The sequence below is a fragment of the Billgrantia pellis genome (genome assembly GCF_008297955.1).
Taxonomy (GTDB): Bacteria; Pseudomonadota; Gammaproteobacteria; order Pseudomonadales; family Halomonadaceae; genus Halomonas; species Halomonas pellis.
In genome coordinates this window covers 53,991-73,058 of sequence record NZ_VTPY01000007.1, presented here as the reverse complement: position 1 = coordinate 73,058, position 19,068 = coordinate 53,991, and the positions used below count along the sequence as shown (strand labels likewise).

General features: G+C 60.9%; 19 protein-coding genes. 6 read left to right on the top strand and 13 right to left on the bottom strand.

Features of this window, described 5'->3' with window-relative positions:
• Positions 1 to 6 precede the first annotated feature (6 nt).
• From F0A17_RS17500 to F0A17_RS17490, 3 genes are all read right to left on the bottom strand, one after another.
• Positions 7 to 528 carry a TRAP transporter small permease gene (locus F0A17_RS17500; protein WP_149329650.1) on the bottom strand — a complete coding sequence of 174 codons (522 nt, stop codon included), beginning with the start codon at positions 526 to 528 and terminating at the stop codon, positions 7 to 9.
• Positions 529 to 541: 13 nt separating this feature from the next.
• Entirely contained in the window at positions 542 to 1,543 is a 1,002-nt protein-coding gene (locus F0A17_RS17495; protein ID WP_149329649.1) for a TRAP transporter substrate-binding protein, read from the bottom strand.
• Positions 1,544 to 1,672: 129 nt separating this feature from the next.
• The gene (locus tag F0A17_RS17490) at positions 1,673 to 2,665 is read right to left on the bottom strand and encodes an asparaginase (RefSeq protein WP_149329648.1); all 993 of its coding nucleotides are present in this window, start codon (positions 2,663 to 2,665) and stop codon (positions 1,673 to 1,675) included.
• Between the two features lie 198 nt (positions 2,666 to 2,863).
• Here F0A17_RS17490 and F0A17_RS17485 point away from each other — a divergent pair, with 198 nt between their 5' ends.
• Both F0A17_RS17485 and F0A17_RS17480 read left to right on the top strand, forming a co-directional pair.
• The gene (locus tag F0A17_RS17485; protein ID WP_149329647.1) at positions 2,864 to 3,595 is read left to right on the top strand and encodes a FadR/GntR family transcriptional regulator; all 732 of its coding nucleotides are present in this window, start codon (positions 2,864 to 2,866) and stop codon (positions 3,593 to 3,595) included.
• Positions 3,596 to 3,806: 211 nt separating this feature from the next.
• Entirely contained in the window at positions 3,807 to 4,670 is an 864-nt protein-coding gene (locus F0A17_RS17480; protein WP_149329646.1) for a dienelactone hydrolase family protein, read from the top strand.
• Between the two features lie 562 nt (positions 4,671 to 5,232).
• Here the strand turns inward: F0A17_RS17480 and F0A17_RS17475 are convergent.
• The 3 genes from F0A17_RS17475 to F0A17_RS17465 form a co-directional block, all read right to left on the bottom strand.
• Positions 5,233 to 5,736 carry a substrate binding domain-containing protein gene (locus F0A17_RS17475; RefSeq protein WP_228716958.1) on the bottom strand — a complete coding sequence of 168 codons (504 nt, stop codon included), beginning with the start codon at positions 5,734 to 5,736 and terminating at the stop codon, positions 5,233 to 5,235.
• Positions 5,737 to 5,855: 119 nt separating this feature from the next.
• Positions 5,856 to 6,104: a tautomerase family protein gene (locus F0A17_RS17470; RefSeq protein ID WP_149329644.1), complete on the bottom strand. Its 249-nt coding sequence runs from the start codon at positions 6,102 to 6,104 to the stop codon at positions 5,856 to 5,858.
• 27 nt (positions 6,105 to 6,131) lie between these two features.
• Positions 6,132 to 6,872 (bottom strand): SDR family oxidoreductase, encoded by a 741-nt coding sequence (locus F0A17_RS17465; protein ID WP_149329643.1) that lies wholly within the window; start codon positions 6,870 to 6,872, stop codon positions 6,132 to 6,134.
• Positions 6,873 to 6,974: 102 nt separating this feature from the next.
• On the opposite strand from F0A17_RS17465, the gene F0A17_RS17460 reads away from it, so the two are divergent.
• Positions 6,975 to 7,937, top strand: a complete 963-nt coding sequence (locus F0A17_RS17460; protein WP_149329642.1) for a LysR family transcriptional regulator — start codon at positions 6,975 to 6,977, stop codon at positions 7,935 to 7,937.
• Here F0A17_RS17460 and F0A17_RS17455 read toward each other — a convergent pair.
• The 4 genes from F0A17_RS17455 to F0A17_RS17440 form a co-directional block, all read right to left on the bottom strand.
• Positions 7,853 to 8,215 carry a class I SAM-dependent methyltransferase gene (locus F0A17_RS17455; protein ID WP_267285444.1) on the bottom strand — a complete coding sequence of 121 codons (363 nt, stop codon included), beginning with the start codon at positions 8,213 to 8,215 and terminating at the stop codon, positions 7,853 to 7,855. The two genes, F0A17_RS17460 and F0A17_RS17455, sit on opposite strands and share 85 nt — an antisense overlap.
• Before the next feature lie 744 nt (positions 8,216 to 8,959).
• The gene (gene dxs, locus F0A17_RS17450; RefSeq protein WP_149329640.1) at positions 8,960 to 10,867 is read right to left on the bottom strand and encodes a 1-deoxy-D-xylulose-5-phosphate synthase; all 1,908 of its coding nucleotides are present in this window, start codon (positions 10,865 to 10,867) and stop codon (positions 8,960 to 8,962) included.
• 31 nt (positions 10,868 to 10,898) lie between these two features.
• A complete protein-coding gene (gene ispA / locus F0A17_RS17445) occupies positions 10,899 to 11,783 on the bottom strand; it encodes a (2E,6E)-farnesyl diphosphate synthase (protein WP_149329639.1) in 885 nt (294 codons plus the stop codon).
• Positions 11,773 to 12,069 carry an exodeoxyribonuclease VII small subunit gene (locus F0A17_RS17440; protein ID WP_149329638.1) on the bottom strand — a complete coding sequence of 99 codons (297 nt, stop codon included), beginning with the start codon at positions 12,067 to 12,069 and terminating at the stop codon, positions 11,773 to 11,775. Before F0A17_RS17440 ends, ispA begins: the two co-directional genes overlap by 11 nt.
• Before the next feature lie 240 nt (positions 12,070 to 12,309).
• On the opposite strand from F0A17_RS17440, the gene serA reads away from it, so the two are divergent.
• A complete protein-coding gene (serA, locus tag F0A17_RS17435) occupies positions 12,310 to 13,560 on the top strand; it encodes a phosphoglycerate dehydrogenase (protein ID WP_149329637.1) in 1,251 nt (416 codons plus the stop codon).
• Between the two features lie 95 nt (positions 13,561 to 13,655).
• On the opposite strand, the gene F0A17_RS17430 is transcribed toward serA, so the two are convergent.
• The 3 genes from F0A17_RS17430 to F0A17_RS17420 all read right to left on the bottom strand — a co-directional run bounded on the left by F0A17_RS17430 (position 13,656) and on the right by F0A17_RS17420 (position 16,436).
• Entirely contained in the window at positions 13,656 to 14,024 is a 369-nt protein-coding gene (locus F0A17_RS17430) for a hypothetical protein (RefSeq protein ID WP_149329636.1), read from the bottom strand.
• A 127-nt stretch (positions 14,025 to 14,151) separates the two neighbouring features.
• On the bottom strand, positions 14,152 to 14,901 hold the full coding sequence (locus F0A17_RS17425) for an aspartate racemase/maleate isomerase family protein (RefSeq protein ID WP_149329635.1): 750 nt from the start codon (positions 14,899 to 14,901) through the stop codon (positions 14,152 to 14,154).
• Positions 14,902 to 15,050: 149 nt separating this feature from the next.
• Positions 15,051 to 16,436, bottom strand: a complete 1,386-nt coding sequence (locus F0A17_RS17420) for an amidase (RefSeq protein ID WP_149329634.1) — start codon at positions 16,434 to 16,436, stop codon at positions 15,051 to 15,053.
• 173 nt (positions 16,437 to 16,609) lie between these two features.
• On the opposite strand from F0A17_RS17420, the gene F0A17_RS17415 reads away from it, so the two are divergent.
• Both F0A17_RS17415 and F0A17_RS20970 read left to right on the top strand, forming a co-directional pair.
• Positions 16,610 to 17,452 (top strand): ABC transporter substrate-binding protein, encoded by an 843-nt coding sequence (locus F0A17_RS17415; protein ID WP_149329633.1) that lies wholly within the window; start codon positions 16,610 to 16,612, stop codon positions 17,450 to 17,452.
• A 62-nt stretch (positions 17,453 to 17,514) separates the two neighbouring features.
• Positions 17,515 to 19,062 carry an amino acid ABC transporter permease/ATP-binding protein gene (locus tag F0A17_RS20970; RefSeq protein ID WP_149329632.1) on the top strand — a complete coding sequence of 516 codons (1,548 nt, stop codon included), beginning with the start codon at positions 17,515 to 17,517 and terminating at the stop codon, positions 19,060 to 19,062.
• The last annotated feature ends 6 nt before the right edge of the window (positions 19,063 to 19,068 follow it).

Here is a 19,068-nt window from a genome sequence, read left to right as displayed (position 1 = left end):
CCGTTATCAAGCGAGTTTATCCGCCCCGGCAGCCAGCTCTTCGACGTGGCTGGCCGGCGGTCTCATCCACACCAGGTAAATGACCCTGATATAGCGCAGGATCAATAGTACGCCGGAGACACCGATGGGCAGGTAGAACCAGGCCATGGGCAGACGTAGCGCGGCAGTGAGCTGGCCTCGCCCCAGAGTATTGAAAAACAGGTGAAAGCCGTAAAACACCATGAATCCGGCAAACCCTATGCCCAATACAGCCGTAATGATGTGCAGCCATCGATTGACTGAAGGGGGAACGATGGCATTCAGAACGTCGACCGAAATATGGGAACCATACCGCACCCCCATACTGGCCCCCACGAAGCTCATGCAGATGATGGAATAGATGACGACTTCTTCCGCCCAGAACAAAGAACTGTTGAAGCCGTACCGATAGACGACCTGGATGGTGGTAATAATGGTCGCGATCGACATGAACGCGACCATTGCCACACTCTCCAGGCGATCAAGCAGGGTATTGAGCGCCTTGAACATGGTGGAGCGACCCTCAGTAATCGATGCCTACTTCGTCATAAACCTTGTGAAGCAATTCAGCCGTCACGATGTCTTCATACTCCTGGTGCACCGGAAGGCTTGCCTCGACGAAAGCTTCACGAGCCTCGGGGGTAATTTCATTGATGGCGATCTCATCCTCGATTTCCGCGAGAATCTTCTCCTCGTCTTCCAGAGTCAGTCGCCGCGATGTATCGCGCCCGTTGTTGAACGCTTCGATCATGATCGCTTGAAGGTCTTCCGGAAGAGAATCCCAGGAGCCTTGATTGATGACGGCCGCATAGGCGTGATAGGCATGGTTGGTCAGTGACAGGTAGTCTTGTACCTCGTGGAAGCGCATGGTGTAGATATTGGCCAGGGGATTCTCCTGACCTTCCACCACGCCCTGCTGAAGCCCGTTGTACACTTCGGTGAACGCCATGGCCGTCGCGTTGGCATCGAAGTTCTCATAGGTGGAAATAATGATGGGCGCCTGCATGGTCCGCATGCGGATCGCCGCGAGATCCTCTGGCCCCTCGATAGGTCGGACATTGTTCGTCATATGACGAAAACCCGCTCCCCAGAAGTTCACCGCGTACATGTTGTCATCATTCAGGGTATCGAGAATCTCCCGGCCGACGTCACCATCCAGTACCTTGACCATGGTGTCGTAATCGGCGATCAGAAATGGCAAGTCAAGAATCTGCAGGCGGGGCTCGAAATTGCCGAGCGTCGCGGTGGGCGGAATGCCGATGTCCACCAGCCCCATCTGAATCTGCTCGATGATCTCCACATCGCCGCCAACCTGAGCCGCCGGAAGAACCTGTATCTCGATTCGGCCGTCGGATTTCTCTTCCACCTCCTCCTTGAAGCGCAGGGCGGCCTGACCGTTGGGCGTCTCTTCGATCAGGACATGGGCAAATGTAAAGGTGTAGTCGGCCGCTTGCACCTGGCTGATACCCAGCGATGCGGCGGTCATGGCGGCGGCCAGTGAAACCTTGGACAGTGTCGTGTTCATTGCCTTCACCTTCAGTGATTGAGTCATGGTTGTTGTGACTAACGGCGCCTTACCCGAAGGCGTCACCCGTACGCGATACGGGACCCACACGACCCGGCCGTGCCAGGCGGAGCATGATGCCGGCCATGCTCAGGCCGTCAGGGTTCTGAAGCGCGACGCCAAGTCCTCCTGACTGGGCGTCGCCAAGAGCAAAGCCAGAGCGAGGCGTGCCTTGCGTGCACTCAGGTCGCTGACCGGGATGGCCCCTACCGATGCCAGGTCCGCCAGGCTTCCGCTGAATTCATAGGTGGGATGCACAGGCCCGCGAAGGCAGCTGCTGACGACGACGACGGCAACCCCTGCGCCACACGCCCGTGCGATAGGGTCCACCCAACTGGGCGGCACGTGCCCTCGCCCCAGGGCATCAATCACCAGACCCGACGTCCCACCGTCCAGCACGCTCTCGACCAGGCCAGCATCGGCATCCAGGTAAGCCGGTACGATGTCGACGCGGGGTAGCGGGCCCTCAGGGTTCAGGTACGAGCCCCTGCGCCAGGGGCCCTGGCGGATACCCACACGACATCCATCGACGTAACCCACGTAACCGCTCGCAGGGGCAGCAAAGCCATCCAACTGGAAGCTGCTTACCTTGCGGACATCCCTTGCCGCAAAAATCGATTGGTTGAAGACCACGACCACGCCCAGGCCACCGGCCTGCTTGTTCCCAGCCACCTGCACGGCATCGGCGAGATTGCGATAGGCATCCGTCCCTGACTCATGCGGGGCACGTTGGGCGCCGGTGATGACAACCGGGAAATGCGCCGGCAGGGTGAAGTCCAGGAAACAAGCCGTTTCCTCAAGGGTATCGGTACCATGAGTCACGACTACGCCCGTCACGCAGGGATCAGCCACCAGCACCAGGCAGTGACGCCGGATTTCCAGCAGATCTTCCAGCGTGATGGCATTGCTCGGCTTCTGCAGGATCGATCTCACCTCGACGAGCGGGCCAGCCCCTGTCGGCAATTGGACATGCTGCATCAGCGCTTCGCCGCTGAGGGCACCCGAACGGTACCGGCCGGAGGGGTCCAGGCTGCTGGCGATCGTTCCACCGGTCGTCAGCACCACGATCTTGGCTTGGGGCATGGTCTGTCCATTGTTGTTGTTCCCAGCAGACATCTGATGTCTGATGCCTTCTGTTAGACTAGACTCGCCTTTACGATGTCTGCAAGCTCAACCGATCCCATGGCCTGCACATTGCCACCGAAAACGCCAAAACTCTGACAATAACTGCCTGTATAAGAATGAGTTGTGGACACGCCAACGCCAGCGCAAGAGACCCAAATGAGCCTGAAACGCCAACCGATGACGAAACCGGCAGCCCTCGACTCCTTCGGTGGCTCCATCGAGCGCAACTCCGTTGCGCTGCAGATCCTGGAGAGGATCAAGCAAGCCCTGATACGAGGCGAGCTCCAGCCCGGAGACTACCTGCCATCCGAGACCGAACTGACCCAGAGTCTCGGCATCGGCAAATCCAGTGTCAGAGAAGCGATCAAGATGTTGCAGGCCATCGGCATCGTCGAGGTAAAGCGGGGGCAAGGCACCATCATCCGACGCGAGCCGGGGGATCCACTGGTCGATCCGATGGCCTTTGGCATGATTCTGGCGCGCGGCATGACACGCGACGTACTCGAATTCCGCAGAATCTTCGAGCCCGCTTACACGCTTCAGGCCATGTCGAATGCCACCCCGGAAGACCATCAGCGGATCCAACAAGCTATCGCCGACATGGAGGCTGCCATCAACAGTGGCGAGCAGACGGCGATACATGACGTCGCCTTTCATCGGGCGGTACTGCACGCCACCCACAATCCCATGACCCTCCGCGTGGGCGAAACGCTTCTGCAACTGATCGAAGCAGCGCTGGAAACTTCCATGCAGACCCTGCCGGAAGTCGCCCTGAAAGATCACAAGGCCATCTATGCCGCCTTCGCGGCGGGCGATGCGGAGGCGGTTCGCCGAGCGATAGACGAGAGCAGCAAGAGTTGGGAAACGAATCTGACGTACGTGGATTGAGTGGATCGGGGAGTAACGACGGACGACGCACCGCGTTGCATGGTGGGGTGAGCTTGCCACCACGGCCTAACCCTCGATCTCGACTCCCAGCACGAGGACGCCAGGCAGCCGCGGTATACGCGAGCCCCCGAGGGCGGCTATGTTAGGTGGAAGACATATGCCATACGCCTCCGAAACCTGACAAAGAGAAAATGAGCAAGGAGAGCTACACATGCGCGCACTATTATTCACGCTCTTGTGCCTGGTGTCTGGATTGATGGCAGGCTCAGCAATGGCCCAGGAGGTCAACCTACCGCCAGAGCTCCGAATTGAACCCCAGTCGGAATTCCTCACGGCCTGGGGACCGCGCGTCGAAAGCGAGGTTTTCGAGTATACGACCGGTGGCGAGACCTTCCAGGGCTACCTGGCACGCAACGTCAATGATGAGACGCCACGGCCGGCAGTACTGGTGGTGCACGAGTGGTGGGGGCTCGATGACTATGCCCGTGCACGGGCCGACCAGCTCGCCGCGCTGGGCTTCGTGGCATTGGCGGTGGATATGTATGGCGGGGGACAAGTCGCCTCGCACCCCGATCAAGCGGGCGAATTTTCCTCGCAGGTCATGCAGGATTGGCCAGCCGCGCGTGCCAGGTTCGAAGCGGCCATGACTCAGCTACGCGAACACCCTGCCGTAGCAGATACCGGTATGGCAGCCATCGGCTACTGCTTCGGCGGTCGCGTCGTCATGAACATGGCATTGTCCGGTATGCCGCTCGAGGCCGCCATCAGCTTTCATGGCGATCCCACGCCAGCTGTCCCCACTCCCGGGAAGTTCAGCGGTGCGGTGCAGATCCATACTGGCGGCGCGGACTCGCTCGTCGCGCGTGAATCCCTGGCAGCCATGGCGCTCGCGCTCGAGGCACAGGGTGCCGATGTCGATGTCATCACCTATCCGCAGGCCCTTCATGGTTTTACAAACCCCGGCGCCGATGCACTGAGCGAGGAACATGGCTTGCCGGTTGGTTACAATGCCGCCGCCGACGCCTCCTCCTGGCAGGCTGCGCTGCTATTGCTGGACAAAACCCTCAATCAATAATGCTCAGGCAGATCCTTGCAATTCTTGGTCATTTATCAAGCCACCACACCCTGGCGACGATAGGCATCGCTGAAGATATCCTCAATGGCACGGTGAGGATTCTCCTCGCGTAGTCGGCGCACCTCGGCCGATAAGCGCACCAATTCCTCGCTGGGCTTGGCCCACTGCTCCTTGGGGAAGGCCGATTCGCCGGCGGTCTGCTAGAAGGATTCCGCTACGTCCGGAGACGATCCGATCTGAAGACGATGATGGTCATGCTGTTTCTGATCAGCACCTTCGGATCCAACTTTCCAATCTCCATTTCGACCATGTCGGTCTCCAACTTCTACGGCGGCGCCGATCAGTACGGCGTCCAGCGCTCTGATGCAGTTGACGACCGACTCCACCATACGCGGACAAGTGACGGCACTGCGAATGGCGGTCATCATGGGTGGCACGCTGCTCGGTGCGCCTATCGTCGGCTGGCTCGCCGATCATGCCGGGCCGCGCTGGACGATGGCAGCGTCCAGTTACGGGGTGGGCGAGACCGAGAACATCGTTTCTGATGCCTCACGTACCCTCTTCAGCGCCGCTGCATACCGGTCAACTCGGAACCCTGGTCGCGAATCAGATCGATGAAACGCCGTAGCCGGGGCGGGACAAAGCGGCTATAGGGGTAGACCAGATAGACCGGCAGCGGCGCCGCCTGCCACAAAGGCACCAGCTGTACCAGGCGCCCGGCGGCGAGATCTTCCTCTACCCGCCAGGCGGGGACGATCGCCACGCCGAAGCCGGAGATCACCAACCGGCGCAGCGCCGTCAGGTTATCGGTCGACACCCGCGGCGTGATCGAGAAACGTCGCGAGCGGCCGCCCTCGACGTGTGTCAGCTCGACGCTATCGTGATAGAAGGTGCGCAGCGCCAGCCAAGGCAGTCGAGAGATCGCTTCCACGCTGTCGGTATCGACCTCTTCGATCACCGCCAGCGCCGCGACCAGAATGCGGGACACCTCGGCCACCGGCACTGCGATCACCGCCGGATCGTCGACGTGACCGACGCGAATGGCACAATCGATTCCTTCTGCGATGAAATCCGGATAGCGATCATGCGGGCATCTGAGCCGGGGCCGAGAAGCGATCTTCCGACAATACTAGGCCGGCGCCGAAATCTCGGCACCGGCTTGGTAATTGTCATTTCAGCAATGGCTCAGACATCAACCGCTTTCGAGCGTTCCGTCCGCCTGCACCCGCGGCGAATTCCCATCTTCTCCAGTGTCAGTGTTTCATCGGCGCGCCCCCAGCCGCCATCGGCGACTTCCTCCACCAGTACCATGGTGTAGGGGCGCACCTCCTCACCGAAATACTCGACGAACATAGCGGTGGTGCGGTGGATGATCTCTTCCTTGCGGGCGTGATCCAGGATGCCCTCGGGAAACTTGTAGTTGGCAAATGGCATTGTTTCTATCCTCAAAAAAGATCGGTTTCAGACCATGCCGCCGTTGACGCGCAGGATCTGGCCATTGACCCAGCCGCCCTGCGGCCCGGCCAGAAACGCCACGACATCGGCGATCTCTTGGGGCTGGCCCAAACGTTCGAACGGCGCCAGATTGGCGATCGACTGGATCTGCTCCTCGCTCTTGCCCGCGAAGAACATTTCAGTTGCCACCGGTCCCGGCGCCACACCGTTGACCGCGATGCCGCGGCCGCGTAGTTCGTTGGCCAGCACTTTCACTAGCCCTTCGACGCCCGCTTTGCTAGCTATATAGGCGCCATAACCCGGGAACGATTTCCCCAACACCGAAGAGGAGAGCGCGATGATGCGGCCGCCCTCGCTCAGGGTCTCGGCGGCTTTCGCCATCACTAGCCAGCTGCCGCGCAAATTGGTTGCGAGCGTACGGTCGAGAATCCCGACATTGTCGGTGGTGAGCTTCGCCATCTGCAGGATGCCGGCGTTGTTGACCACCACGTCGATGCGCTCGAAGGCGTCTTGCGTTGCGCGGAACACTCTCTCGACGGCCGGCAGGTCGGCGATGTCGCCTTGCACGGCGAGCGCCCGGCCGCCATTGGCCTCTATGTCAGCGACGACCCGTTCGGCGAGCTCCGTGCTGCCGGCGTAGTTCACCACCACCGCAAAGCCATCGGCTGCCAGCTTGAGAGCGATCTCGCGGCCGATGCCACGGGAAGCCCCGGTCACCAAAGCGACTTTCTGCGTCGTGTTCGTCATGGATGACTCCTTGCTGAATGAACGTGGCCAGTATTGGCGTTCCAGCTCAAGGGATAAATCCGCTAATCTGGCAATACTATTCATCCAGGAATAACAATCCTCATGGATCGATTCGACGCGATGACGCTGTTCGTGCGTATCGTCGAGGTTGGCAGCTTCACCAAGGCGGCCAATGCGCTGGATATTCCTCGCGCGACTGCCACCCTGGCCATCCAGCAACTGGAGCGCCGGCTGGGCGTACGCCTGTTGGAGCGCACGACCCGGCAGGTTCGCACCACCGTAGAGGGCCAGGCGTTCTACGAGCGTTGCGTGCAGCTATTGGCGGAGCTCGAGGATGCCGAGGCGATTCTCAAGCCGGTGGCGAGCAATCCGTCCGGCGTGTTGCGCGTCGAGTTGCACGGCATTCACGCCAGCCGGATCGTGCTGCCGCGCATCGATGAATTTCATGCCCGCTATCCCCGCCTGGAACTGGTCGTCACCAGCGGCGACCGGCTCGTCGATCTTGTTGGCGAAGGGGTCGATTGTGCGGTCCGCGGCGGCACGCCGGGCGACTCGACGCTGATCGCACGGCGGCTGGCCGAGTTTCCCCAGGTCATCTGCGCCAGTCCTGCCTATCTGGAGAGGATGGGAAGACCCGAATCGCCGGCAGCGCTGCGCGATCACCACGCGGTCCGCTTCGTGTCGGGGAGCAGGGCGCCGGACGCCGAGCTGGAAGTGGTGATCGATGGGCAAACCCGCGCCTTCGCCGCCGGCGGCTGGATGACCGTCAATGATGCGCAGAACTATGTCGCCTGCGCGCTGCGCGGCTGCGGGCTGATTCAGGTGCCCCGCTTTCATCTCGAGCAAGCGCTGGCCAGCGGCGACCTGGTGGAAGTGTTACCGGAGTGGGAAAAACCGACGCTGCCGATCCATCTGGTCTACCCGCACCGGCGTCAGCTATCGCCCAGGGTGAGGGTATTCATCGACTGGCTGGTCGACCTCTACGCCGAACGCTTCGGCACCAACCGCCAGGCCACCTCCACGAAACGTGAGACGCCCGCTTCGCGGAAATTGAGTGAATCCTGAAGCACGTCCTTACGCGACAGTTCGGTAATCGCGTAACGCTCGGCGTAGTGGCGCTCGATCTCCCTGGGCGGCACGGGAAACGGCGGGCCATCTTTCTCGGCAGAGTCATACTCGAAAGCGATCAAGAGCTGCGGCGCGCCATCGGTCAGCGCCAGGATCTGTTCGGCGTAGGCGGGTCTCATCGCGAACGGCAAGGCAACCAATGCGGCGCGATCATAGACCAAGTCGACCGGGTCGAGGTCCGCCGTCGTCAGCGAGAAGATATCGCCCTGGAACACCGTCAGATTCCTGCTTGTGCTGGGCCGAAATTTCTTCGTCATCCAAGAGTTTCAGATACAATCCCCTGACTCGCTGAGTCTTCTGCTGGCGCTTCTTAGAATTTAGCGAATGCGCGAGCTCGTTGCGCAGACTATTTGCCGCCTTGGCTAGGTCCCAAATTTCATTGTCTTGCTCCTCCAGAGACATCGACCGAGCAACATCCAGCTTTTGCGCAAAGCGTAGATTGGCGTTTTCCAAGCATTCAGGATGGAAGACAAACTTCCCAATGATCCGCTCTATGGCTCCTCAATGAGCAGATTTCCTTTCAGCACGACTTTCGCGATGGCATCAACATACTGAAAGTGCTCTTCGAGTTGCGCCTGGATCTTCGCTACTTTATCGGTCATGGAGCTCCTTTGAAGGCTGACAGTGGTTAGACTGCCATATCGCTTATTGAATTAAACGCGCCGACACTCTTATTCATGTTTACCGCACGTCTCCCATTGCCTGACTCATAGCATCTAAAGCAGGTTAATCATAAATAGGCAACATAACATCAATTATGGTGCCGACTGCATTTGCCGAAACGGCCGCATTGGGTCGACAGCTGCCTCACCTGTTTTCGCTTATTAACACGATACACAAAGAAACCTTAATGTATAAGCATTCCTGACCTTTCTGACGAAGTAGTTTACAACGCTTATTTAATTCGCAAAAAAACCGGCCTATGAGGCCGGCTGCGTAGAGCGAGCGAAGTTGAAGGTTCAGTTCAAACGCGCCCGAATCGCCGCTTCGATACCTGCAGCGTCCAGGCCGCACTCGGTGAGCAGTTCGGCGGGCTTGCCGTGTTCGACGAAGGCATCGGGCAAGCCGAGGTTGAGCATGCCGACCTGCACGCCTTCGGCGGCGAGCAGCTCGTTGACGGCGCTGCCGGCGCCGCCGGCCACCACGTTTTCCTCTAGGGTGACCAGCAGCTCGTGCTCGGCGGCGGCTTTCAGCACGGCCTCGCGGTCGAGCGGCTTCACCGAGCGCATGTTGAGATGGGTGGCGTCGAGGGATTCCGCCACCTGGACCGCCGGGCCGTTGAGGCTGCCGAAGGCGAGCAGGGCCACTCTTCGACCGGCGGTGGCACCGCCCTCTCGGCGAAGCTCGGCCTTGCCGATCTCCAGTGGCTCGAGGTGTGTGGGAACCTCCACGCCCGGCCCGCTGCCGCGGGGGTAGCGCACCGCGGCGGGGCCGGGATAATGGTAAGCGGCGCTGAGCATGGCGCGGCACTCCGCCTCGTCGGCGGGAGCCAGGATCACCAAGCCGGGAACGCAACGCAAGTAGGAAAGATCCATGCCGCCGTGGTGGGTGGGCCCGTCCTCGCCGACCAGGCCGGCGCGGTCGATGGCGAAGGTAACGTCCAGATGTTGCACCGCCACATCATGGATCAACTGGTCGTAGCCGCGCTGCAGGAAGGTGGAGTAGATCGCCACCACCGGTTTCATCGCCTCGCAGGCCATGCCGGCGGCGAGCGTCACGGCATGCTGTTCGGCGATGGCCACGTCGTAGTAGCGCTCGGGATACTCCTTGGAGAAGCGGATCAGGTCGGAGCCTTCGCGCATCGCCGGGGTGATGCCGATCAACCGCTCGTCCACCGCCGCCATGTCGCACAGCCAATCGCCGAAGACATTGCAATACTTGGGCTTCTTCTTGGCGGGGGCGGCGGGCTGACTCGCCGACACGTCGCCGTTCTTCTCCAGCTTGGTGATGGCGTGGTAGCCGATGGGATCGGCCTCGGCGGGCAGGAAGCCGCGCCCCTTGCGAGTCTTGATATGAAGGAACTGCGGGCCGTCCAGATCGCGCAGGTTGCGCAGGGTCTGGATCAGCGTGGGCAGGTCGTGACCGTCGAGCGGGCCGATGTAGTTGAATCCCATTTCCTCGAACAGCGTGGCCGGGCTGACCATGCCCTTCATGTGCTCTTCGGTGCGCCGGGCGAGTTCCAGTGCTCCGGGCAGGCGGGAGAGCACGCGCTTGCCCTCCTCACGGAAGGTGAGATAGGGCTTGCTGGCGAGTATGCCTGCCAAGTAGCTGGCGATACCGCCGACGTTCTCGGAAATCGACATCTCGTTGTCGTTGAGCACCACCAGCAGGTTGGCGTCGAGGTGTCCGGCATGCGCCAAGGCTTCAAAGGCCATGCCGGCGGTCAGCGCACCGTCGCCGATTACCGCACAGACCCGGCGCTTGTCGCCGCGAGTGGCACTGGCCAGCGCCATGCCCAGCGCCGCCGAGATCGAGGTGCTCGAGTGGCCCACGCCGAAGGTGTCGAAGGGCGATTCGGCGCGGCGCGGGAAGGCGGCCAGCCCGCCGTACTGCCGAATGGTGGGCATCGCCTCGCGCCGCCCGGTGAGGATCTTGTGCGGGTAGGCCTGATGACCGACGTCCCACACCAACCGATCGTGGGGCGTGTCCAGCGCGTGATGCAACGCCACGGTGAGTTCCACCACGCCCAGCCCGGCGCCGAAATGGCCGCCGCTACGCCCCACGCTGTACAGCAGGTAGGCACGCAGTTCGTCGGCCACCTGCAGCAGTTGGGAAGTGGTCATGGCCCGCAGCGCCGCTGGCGTATCCAGCGTGTCGAGCAACGGCGTCACGGGGCGTTCGGCGGGAATTGCGTCGTAGAGCTTCATGCTTTTCGGTCGTCCTGGCTTCATGCCATTGCTAGTGGTCGCGCTCGATCATGTATCGGGCCAGCTCGGCCAGCGGAAGCCCCGCCTCACCCAGCGGATCGAGAGCCGCCAGCGCCTCCTCGACCAGTTCCTGGGACCGGGAACGTGCTCCCTCCAATCCCAGCAACGAGGGGTAGGTGGGCTTGTCGCGGGCCGCATCGGCGCCGGAGGCCTTCCCCAGGGTCCGGGTGTCGCCGGTCACGTCGAGGATATCGTCGTGAATCTGGAAGGCCAGGCCGAGCGCCTGGGCGTAAGCGTCGAGCGCCGCCACTCGCGGATCGTGCTCATCCACCGCCGTCAGCGCCCCCATGCGCACCGCAGCGCGAATCAGCGCACCGGTCTTGTGGGCGTGCATGGTGGCCAAGGCCTCGACGTCAGGGTGGCCGCCAACGGCCGCCAGGTCCAGTGCCTGGCCACCGACCATGCCATCGCGCCCGGCCGCCCTGGCCAGGGTCAGCATCAGCGCGGGTAGGCGGGGATGCTCGGCGCGTGCCAGCACTTCGAAGGCGAGCGTTTGCAGGGCGTCACCGGCGAGTATCGCCGTGGCCTCGTCATAGGCGCGGTGCACCGTGGGCTGGCCACGGCGCAGGTCGTCGTCGTCCATGGCCGGCAGGTCGTCGTGCACCAGTGAGTAAGCGTGGATCAGCTCGACGGCGGCGGCCGGCGCATCGAGCGCTTCGTCCGCGGCGCCCAGGGCGCGTCCGGCCAGATAGACCAGCACCGGACGCAGCCGCTTGCCGCCCACCAGCAGCCCGTGGCGCATGGCGGACTCCAGTCGTATCGCCGATGCCTGGCGCGCGTCGAACAGGTGCGCCAAGCAAGCGTCGACGCGGGTGCGAGCGGCGGCCAGGCGAGCCGTGAACGCGTCAGTGTTCACTACCGTCCTCCCCAGTGGGCGCCTCGAAAGGGGCGAAGGCGATGCTGCCGTCGGGGCGCTCGATCAGGGTGCGGACGCGCAACTCGGCCTCGTCGAGGCGACGCTGGGCTTCGCGAGTCAGGCCCACACCCTGTTCGAAGGCGGCAAGCGAGCCTTCCAACGACAGCTCGCCGGACTCCAGCTGTTCGACCAGCCGTTCCAGTCTCTCGACGGTGGCGGCGAAATCGACTTCGGCATCTGCGTTCGGCGCCGCTTCGTCCGCCGCCTGCTTGTCACGTTCGGCCATGATACCTCTGGCTCGTCGCCGCTGTTTTTCGGGACGCACAGTATACACGCACTGCCCCAGGGTTCGTCTGCTTGAACGCGCAACGTGCAGCGCGTTCATCTTCGCGGCGCAGCATTTTCATCCTCGTGCCTGCCCGCTGTGCTAATATTGGCGCCCTGTTTCCAGCCTGTTACCGGAGACACCGAGCGGTACGTTCCGGTCTTCCAGCACGCGGCGCACCAAGAAGGGGTTGATTCGACCATGGCCAAAACGTCCCTGGACAAGAGCAAGATCAAGATCCTGCTACTCGAGGGCATCCACCAGAGCGCGGTGGACAATTTCCTGAATGCCGGTTACACCAACATCGAGCATCTGCCCACCTCGCTCGACGAGGCCTCGCTGATCGAGAAGATTCGCGACGTGCACTTCCTCGGCATTCGCTCCCGCACCCAGCTCACCGAACGCGTCTTCGCCGCGGCCGAAAAGCTCAACGCCGTAGGCTGCTTCTGCATCGGCACCAACCAGGTCGATCTGGGTGCGGCGCTTTCACGCGGTATTCCGGTCTTCAACGCGCCCTACTCCAACACCCGCTCGGTGGCGGAGCTGGTGCTGGCCGAGGCGATCATGCTGCTGCGCGGCATTCCCGAGAAGACCACCCGCGCCCACCAGGGCGGCTGGCTCAAGAGCGCCAAGAACGCCCACGAGGCGCGCGGCAAGACGCTAGGCATCGTCGGCTACGGCAACATCGGCGCCCAGCTCTCGGTGCTGGCCGAATCGCTCGGCTTCAACGTCATCTTCTACGATGTGGTGACCAAGCTCGGCATGGGCAACGCCAACCAAGTGGCGAGCCTCGAGGAGCTGCTGGCCCGCGCCGACGTGGTCAGCCTACACGTGCCGGAGCTGCCCTCCACCAAATGGATGATCGCCAAGGAGCAGCTGGCACTGATGAAGCCCAGCGGCATCCTGATCAACGCTTCGCGCGGTAGCGTGGTCGTGATCGAAGATCTCGCCGAGGCACTCGAGGCCGGTCGTCTCTACGGTGCCGCCATCGATGTCTTCCCGGTCGAGCCCAAGGGCAACGAGGAAGAGTTCGTCAGCCCGCTGCGCGGGATTCCCAACGTGATCCTCACCCCGCACATCGGCGGCTCCACCCTGGAAGCCCAGGAGAACATCGGCATCGAGGTGTCCGAAAAGCTGGTCACCTATTCCGACAACGGCACCACCGTCACCGCGGTCAACTTCCCCGAAGTGGCGCTGCCGGCGCACCCCGACAAGCACCGCGTGCTGCACATCCATGACAACGTGCCGGGCGTGCTCTCCGAGATCAACCGGGTGCTCTCCGAGAACGACATCAACATCTCCGGCCAGTATCTGCAGACCAACGAGAAGGTCGGCTACGTGGTCATCGACGTGGACAAGGCCTACGGCCCCCAGGCACTCGAGGCGCTGCGCAAGGTCGAGCACACGCTCCGCGTGCGAGTGCTCTACTCCGAGACAAACTTCGAGGACTGACGCCGCCGGCGCCATTCTGACAGACCGCCGCGCTCAAGCGCGGCGGCATTATTTCATGGCTGTTTCTCGAGGCCGCCTGGCCGTACCCTGGCGCCTTAGAGGCTCTGGATATCGATCAGGTATCCCACGATGGGGTAGCCGGCTTGCTTGGCGGCTTTCTCCGCCTCCAGTTGGGCCTCAAGCTTGGAAATGCTGGTGGAACGATGCTCGAAGACGGTATCCGTTTCCAGTTGTTTGGTGCGTACGGCAAGCCGCACCAGGTGACCGGTCCTGTAGGCCTTGGCGGATTCACGGGCAACTCCTTTTCCCTTGCCGCCTTTCTCTTGGATGCCTTTCTCCTTGGTGGCAGGGCCGACCGTGCCAATTGCCGGCTCACGAGAGGTCGGCGAGGCCTTCTCGGGCTTCATGAAGGCATCTATCTCACGCTTGATGCTCTGTTCGAACTCGCTCAGTTCGTCGCTCATTCATCCTCCGGTGAAAACTTGCCCCGCCCCGTTTGGAACCTATCAGAACTCGCCGGACAAACGGCTTAACGCAGGTTATTGTGACGAGTGCGATACGCGGCGGCACGCCTCGCCTTCGATGTTCGCTTCAAACGCCGGGCGCCGATACCTCGGCCAAGGCCTGCAGATAACGGGCCGGGCCGCCGCTGCGCTTGAGCCGCCTAAGCCCCGCCCACAAGCTCACCTGATTGGCCGTGAGCACCTGGCGCCCTGCCTCACGGTTCATCGCCTCGACCAGTTCGAGCGTGTTGATGGCGGTGTCGGGAACCAGGATCGGGTTGTTCGATTCGTGCGTGGTGGCGAAATCACGCACGGCTGCGACGATGTCGAGCTTATGGGAGTCGGCTGCATAAGGGCAATCCAGCACTTGCCGACCCTCTACCGCGACATCGCTGTCGCGCAGAAACTGTACCAACTGATCGGTGACCTCCGGTGGATAGGGACTGAGCAGATCGACCCGACGACAGGCCAGGGCCGCAAGAGCGTCGCGGAAAGCCATGGCAGTGCTGGTGGCCGGCACCCCGAGCCATTGCGAGAGTTCGCGTGCCTGGGCACAGGACCATTCGAGCCCGCCAATGAAGCTGCCGCTGGTACAGGCCCAAACCACCGCCTGGGCACCGCGCTCCTTCACTAGCCCTTCGCCCACTGCCGCCAGGCGGTCGGTGGCACCGAGCGACATCAACGCCGTGTGCTCATGGTGGCCGTCGCTGACTATCTTGCCCACTTCGATAGCGGGCAGCGTCTCGCCGATGCCGGGACGTTCGTTCAGTTCGTACCATTCATAATCGGGCGGTCCGTCCTCGGGCAGTAGTATGCCCAGACACTGTACATTACGCATCGGTACCTCTCGGTCGGCGGTGCGTCACATGACGCGGTAAAAACATGGGCTTTCAGGCGGGAGTACGCTGGCAAGGAGCCACTGTGAGCACTTCTCCGCCCGTTCTGCTTCCGATTCCCTCACCTGCTTTTCGGCAATGACAATCGGCTCTAACCACCCGCCAATGCTTTCTCGACAGACAGGGCAATAGCAAGCAGCCCCTCCTCATGGCCAGCAGGGCTCATCAGCTGTAGACCTACAGGCAAGCCCTGTGCCCCCACCGGCATAGGCAGGCTGGCAGCACATAACCCCAAGTAGTTCGCCGGCTGGGTATTTCGGGTCATGTTCAATGCTTGCCGATAGGCTTCATTGTAATCCGCCAAGCTTGCGACACTAGGGGCAGCGCTGGCAGTCGTCGGGCTGACGACAGCATTCACGCCTTGGAACCTGCTTAATGCTCGCGAGGCGCTGCGCTTCCGGCGCATTTCGACTTCTAGAAGCTGAGTAGCTAGGATATCAAGCCCTTGCGCCGTTCTCTCGGCGATAACCGGATCCATGAGATGACGGCTTGCTTCAAACCGCTCACGCCCCAAGGTGTTCAGCAGCTGTACGGGCATGCTGATAGGGAAATAACTCTCTCGCTCGCTTGCCTCGGGGAAGGAGACCTGGGTGAACTTCACGCCTGCCGATACCAGCAGGTCGACTGCCCGTGAAGCAACTATCGATACCTCCGAGGTCAGATCCTCCCAGAAATAAGCCTTCGGCACGCCTAGTATTGTGCCGGGAAGCAACGCGGGCCTTATTTCCTTGTAGTTCCCACCATGAAGAAGTCGCGTGATGTCAGCATAAAAAATAGCAGCATCGTCAGCGCTGCGGGTCAACAACCCAATCGTATCCAGTTCCGGTGCCAGCGGAAAGACACCCTGAGTTGGCCATATGCCGAATGTCGTCTTGAGACCAAAGACACCGCATAAGGCAGCTGGCACGCGAACCGAACCTCCTGTATCGGTACCGATCGCCACGGCACACAATCCGGCAGCCATGGCCACCCCGGCTCCCGAGCTTGAACCGCCCGGTATGCGCTGGACCTGATGATCACAAGGGTTCCAAGGCGTTCCTCGCGGCTGCGAAAGCCCCGTGATGCCATAGGCGAACTCCACCATCCGCGTCTTGCCGAGCAACACGCACCCCGCTTGCCTCAGGGACTGAATGAAAGGCCCTTCCCGACAATCCACAATCGCCGAAAGGTCCAGCCGAGAGCCCGCCGTAAGCGGCATGCCCGCTACTGTAAACAGGTCCTTGACGCTAACCGGCATTCCCATCAGTGGGCCCAGGTCTGTTCCCGAGGCAAGAAGCTTGTCCACGGCCCTTGCAGTCTCTAGCGCCTGCTCATGTGCTACGTGCTCGAAGGCACCCAGGTGTGGATCCAAGGCCCGAATCCGGGTGAGGTAATCAAGGGTCATCTGCTCGGAGGTAATCTTACCTGAGCGCAGCAGCTCCCCTGCAGCACGCAGGCCACCGGCGCTGGCGACAGGATCTTCGGGTACGTCGGTCATGCGGTGGCTCCTTCAGACAAGCGCACATAGCGCATCCAATATAGGCAGCGGATCTCGCGCGCACATGGTGATCATGGCGGCTCAACGGCTTGACAGGGATTGTTCAACAATTTATACCAAAATTTGCATGTCCTGAAGCCTCACAATGACAAACACGACAAAGGTGATTAATCATGCTTTATAAACAATCACTTAAATCAAAATTTTTCGCTGCCGGCATAGCACTGGCCGCCTGCCTTGTTCAACAATCATCTGCATTAGCTGCCGACACCATCGAACCCGATACCTTGCTTATCGGGTCTGACATGACCTACCCACCCTATATCTATCTGGAAGACGAGCAGCCAGCCGGCTTTGAAGTGGAGTTCATGAATGCTCTGTCCCGACATATGGGACTCGAGCCGGAATATGTGGATACTCGTTTCGCCCAGCTGATCGTGGGGCTGCGCTCGAATCGCTACGATGTCATTGCCTCTCTCCTCTACATCACCCCCGAACGCGCCGAGGTAATCGACTACGTGCCGCATACCCAAACCGGCTCCTCGATCCTCACCGCCAGCACTTTTGAGGACGACCCCAGCGAACCCGAGGAGCTCTGTGGCTTGCGTGTCAGCTCCATCCAAGGCGCCTCATGGATACCCAAGTTGGAGAAGGTCTCGGAGGAACATTGCGAGCCCAATGATCTCGGCGCAATCGATATCCGTGAATTCGCCACCGCACCGGAGGCGACCCAAGCCATTCTTTCCGGGTCCGTAGAGGCTCAGTTCGCCGATGCTGCCGTGGCACAGCTAGCCGTCGAGAATACCGAAGGCGCCCTCAAGATCACTTCTCAGGAGCTGATCTATCCCATTCCTGTGGGGCTAGGGGTAAACAGCAACAAGCCTGAGCTCAAGGAGGAGATTGCCACCGCCATCGAGCAAATGAAGGAAAGCGGTGAATATGACGAGATTCTGTCGAAGTACAACCTGAGTGCTCCCGATCAAGATGCCGTGGAAGCCGCACTCTCCGAAAGCTGAGTTGACACACGGCATCGCCCCGAAGCCTGCGGCTTCGGGGCGACATAATAAAGGGGCTGAGAATGAGCTTCGATTGGGAATATGCATTAAGCCTGTTTGGATATGCACCGCTATGGCGAGCCACCCTCGTCGTTATCGTACTGAGCCTGCTCTCCTGGACCATTGCCGCTTCGCTGGGCTTTCTGCTGGCTTTGGCCAAGTTGTCGTCCTATCCGATCCTTAAGCTGCCGGTAGCCGCCTATATCTGGTTCTTCAGAAGCTTGCCTCTACTTGTGCTGCTGATTTTCGTCTACAACCTTCCCCAGGTATTGCCCTGGACCAGCCCCTACCTTTCCAGTCCATTCTTCGCCGGGCTACTGGGCCTGGTGCTGAGCGAGACGGCCTACATGGCCGAGATTCATCGTGGAGGACTGCTGGCGGTACCTAATGGCCAACGCGAAGCCGGAAAGGCGCTAGGCATCAGTTATTCAGGGATTCAACAGCTGATAGTGATTCCCCAGGCGATTCGCGTTGCGCTCCCAACGCTTTCCAACCAGTTCATCACCATCGTCAAGCTGACTTCTCTTGTGTCAGTCATCTCCTTGGCGGAGATCCTGCTGGTCGGCCAGCGGCTGTATACGCAGAACTTCAAGGTTCTGGAGACCATGCTCATGGTCGCGCTCTTCTATGTACTGATCGTCACGGTGTTCGACAATCTGCTCAAACTGGGCGAGAGAAAGATGGACGTCACACGCCGAAAGGGTTCCGCGGGCCAGGCCGAGCTACGGGCCTTCCGAGAAAGCCGCTCGACTCCGGACGCTCCAAAGCCAGGTCAGCTCAGCGAACCGCGTCGGACCATCGACGAGAATGCGGTTGTGGTTGCCGCCAGCGACATAAACAAGAGCTTCGATGAAGTCCAGGTACTTAAGAATGTCTCGCTGACCGTGAGCAGGGGCGAAACCGTCTCCATCATTGGCCCTTCGGGCTCCGGCAAGACGACGTTCATCCGTACTCTTAACGGTCTCGAAATCCCGGACTCAGGGCATATCACCCTCAACGGAGAGGTCTCGTTTCACAGGAGTCCAAACCAGCAGAGTGACAAGGGGCAATTACCAAGGGCCGATCAGATCAAGAACATCGGCATGGTTTTCCAGCAGTTCAATCTCTTTCCGCACAAGACGGTCCTGCAAAATGTGACGCTGGGGCCGCAATACCATGGCTTTGGCAGCGCGAAACAGCTAGAGCTGGAGGCCTTGGCTGTACTCGATAAGGTCGGTATGGCCGATCACGCCTACAAGTATCCGCACCAGCTCTCCGGCGGCCAGCAGCAGCGAGTGGCCATCGCCCGGGCATTGGCCATGAAACCTTCCATCATGCTATTCGACGAACCCACCTCGGCACTCGATCCCGAGCTGGTCGGCGAAGTCCTCAGAAACATCGAAGATCTCGCTCGCGAGGGCATGACCATGATTATCGTCACCCACGAGATGGCCTTCTCGCGGCGCATTTCCGATCGGGTGGTCTTCATGGAGGAAGGAGCCATCGTACACTCCGGCTCCCCGGTCGAAATCTTCGAGCACTGCGATGAGCCTCGCGTGACTCGGTTCCTGAAGGATTTCAAGATCAACTGACCAAGA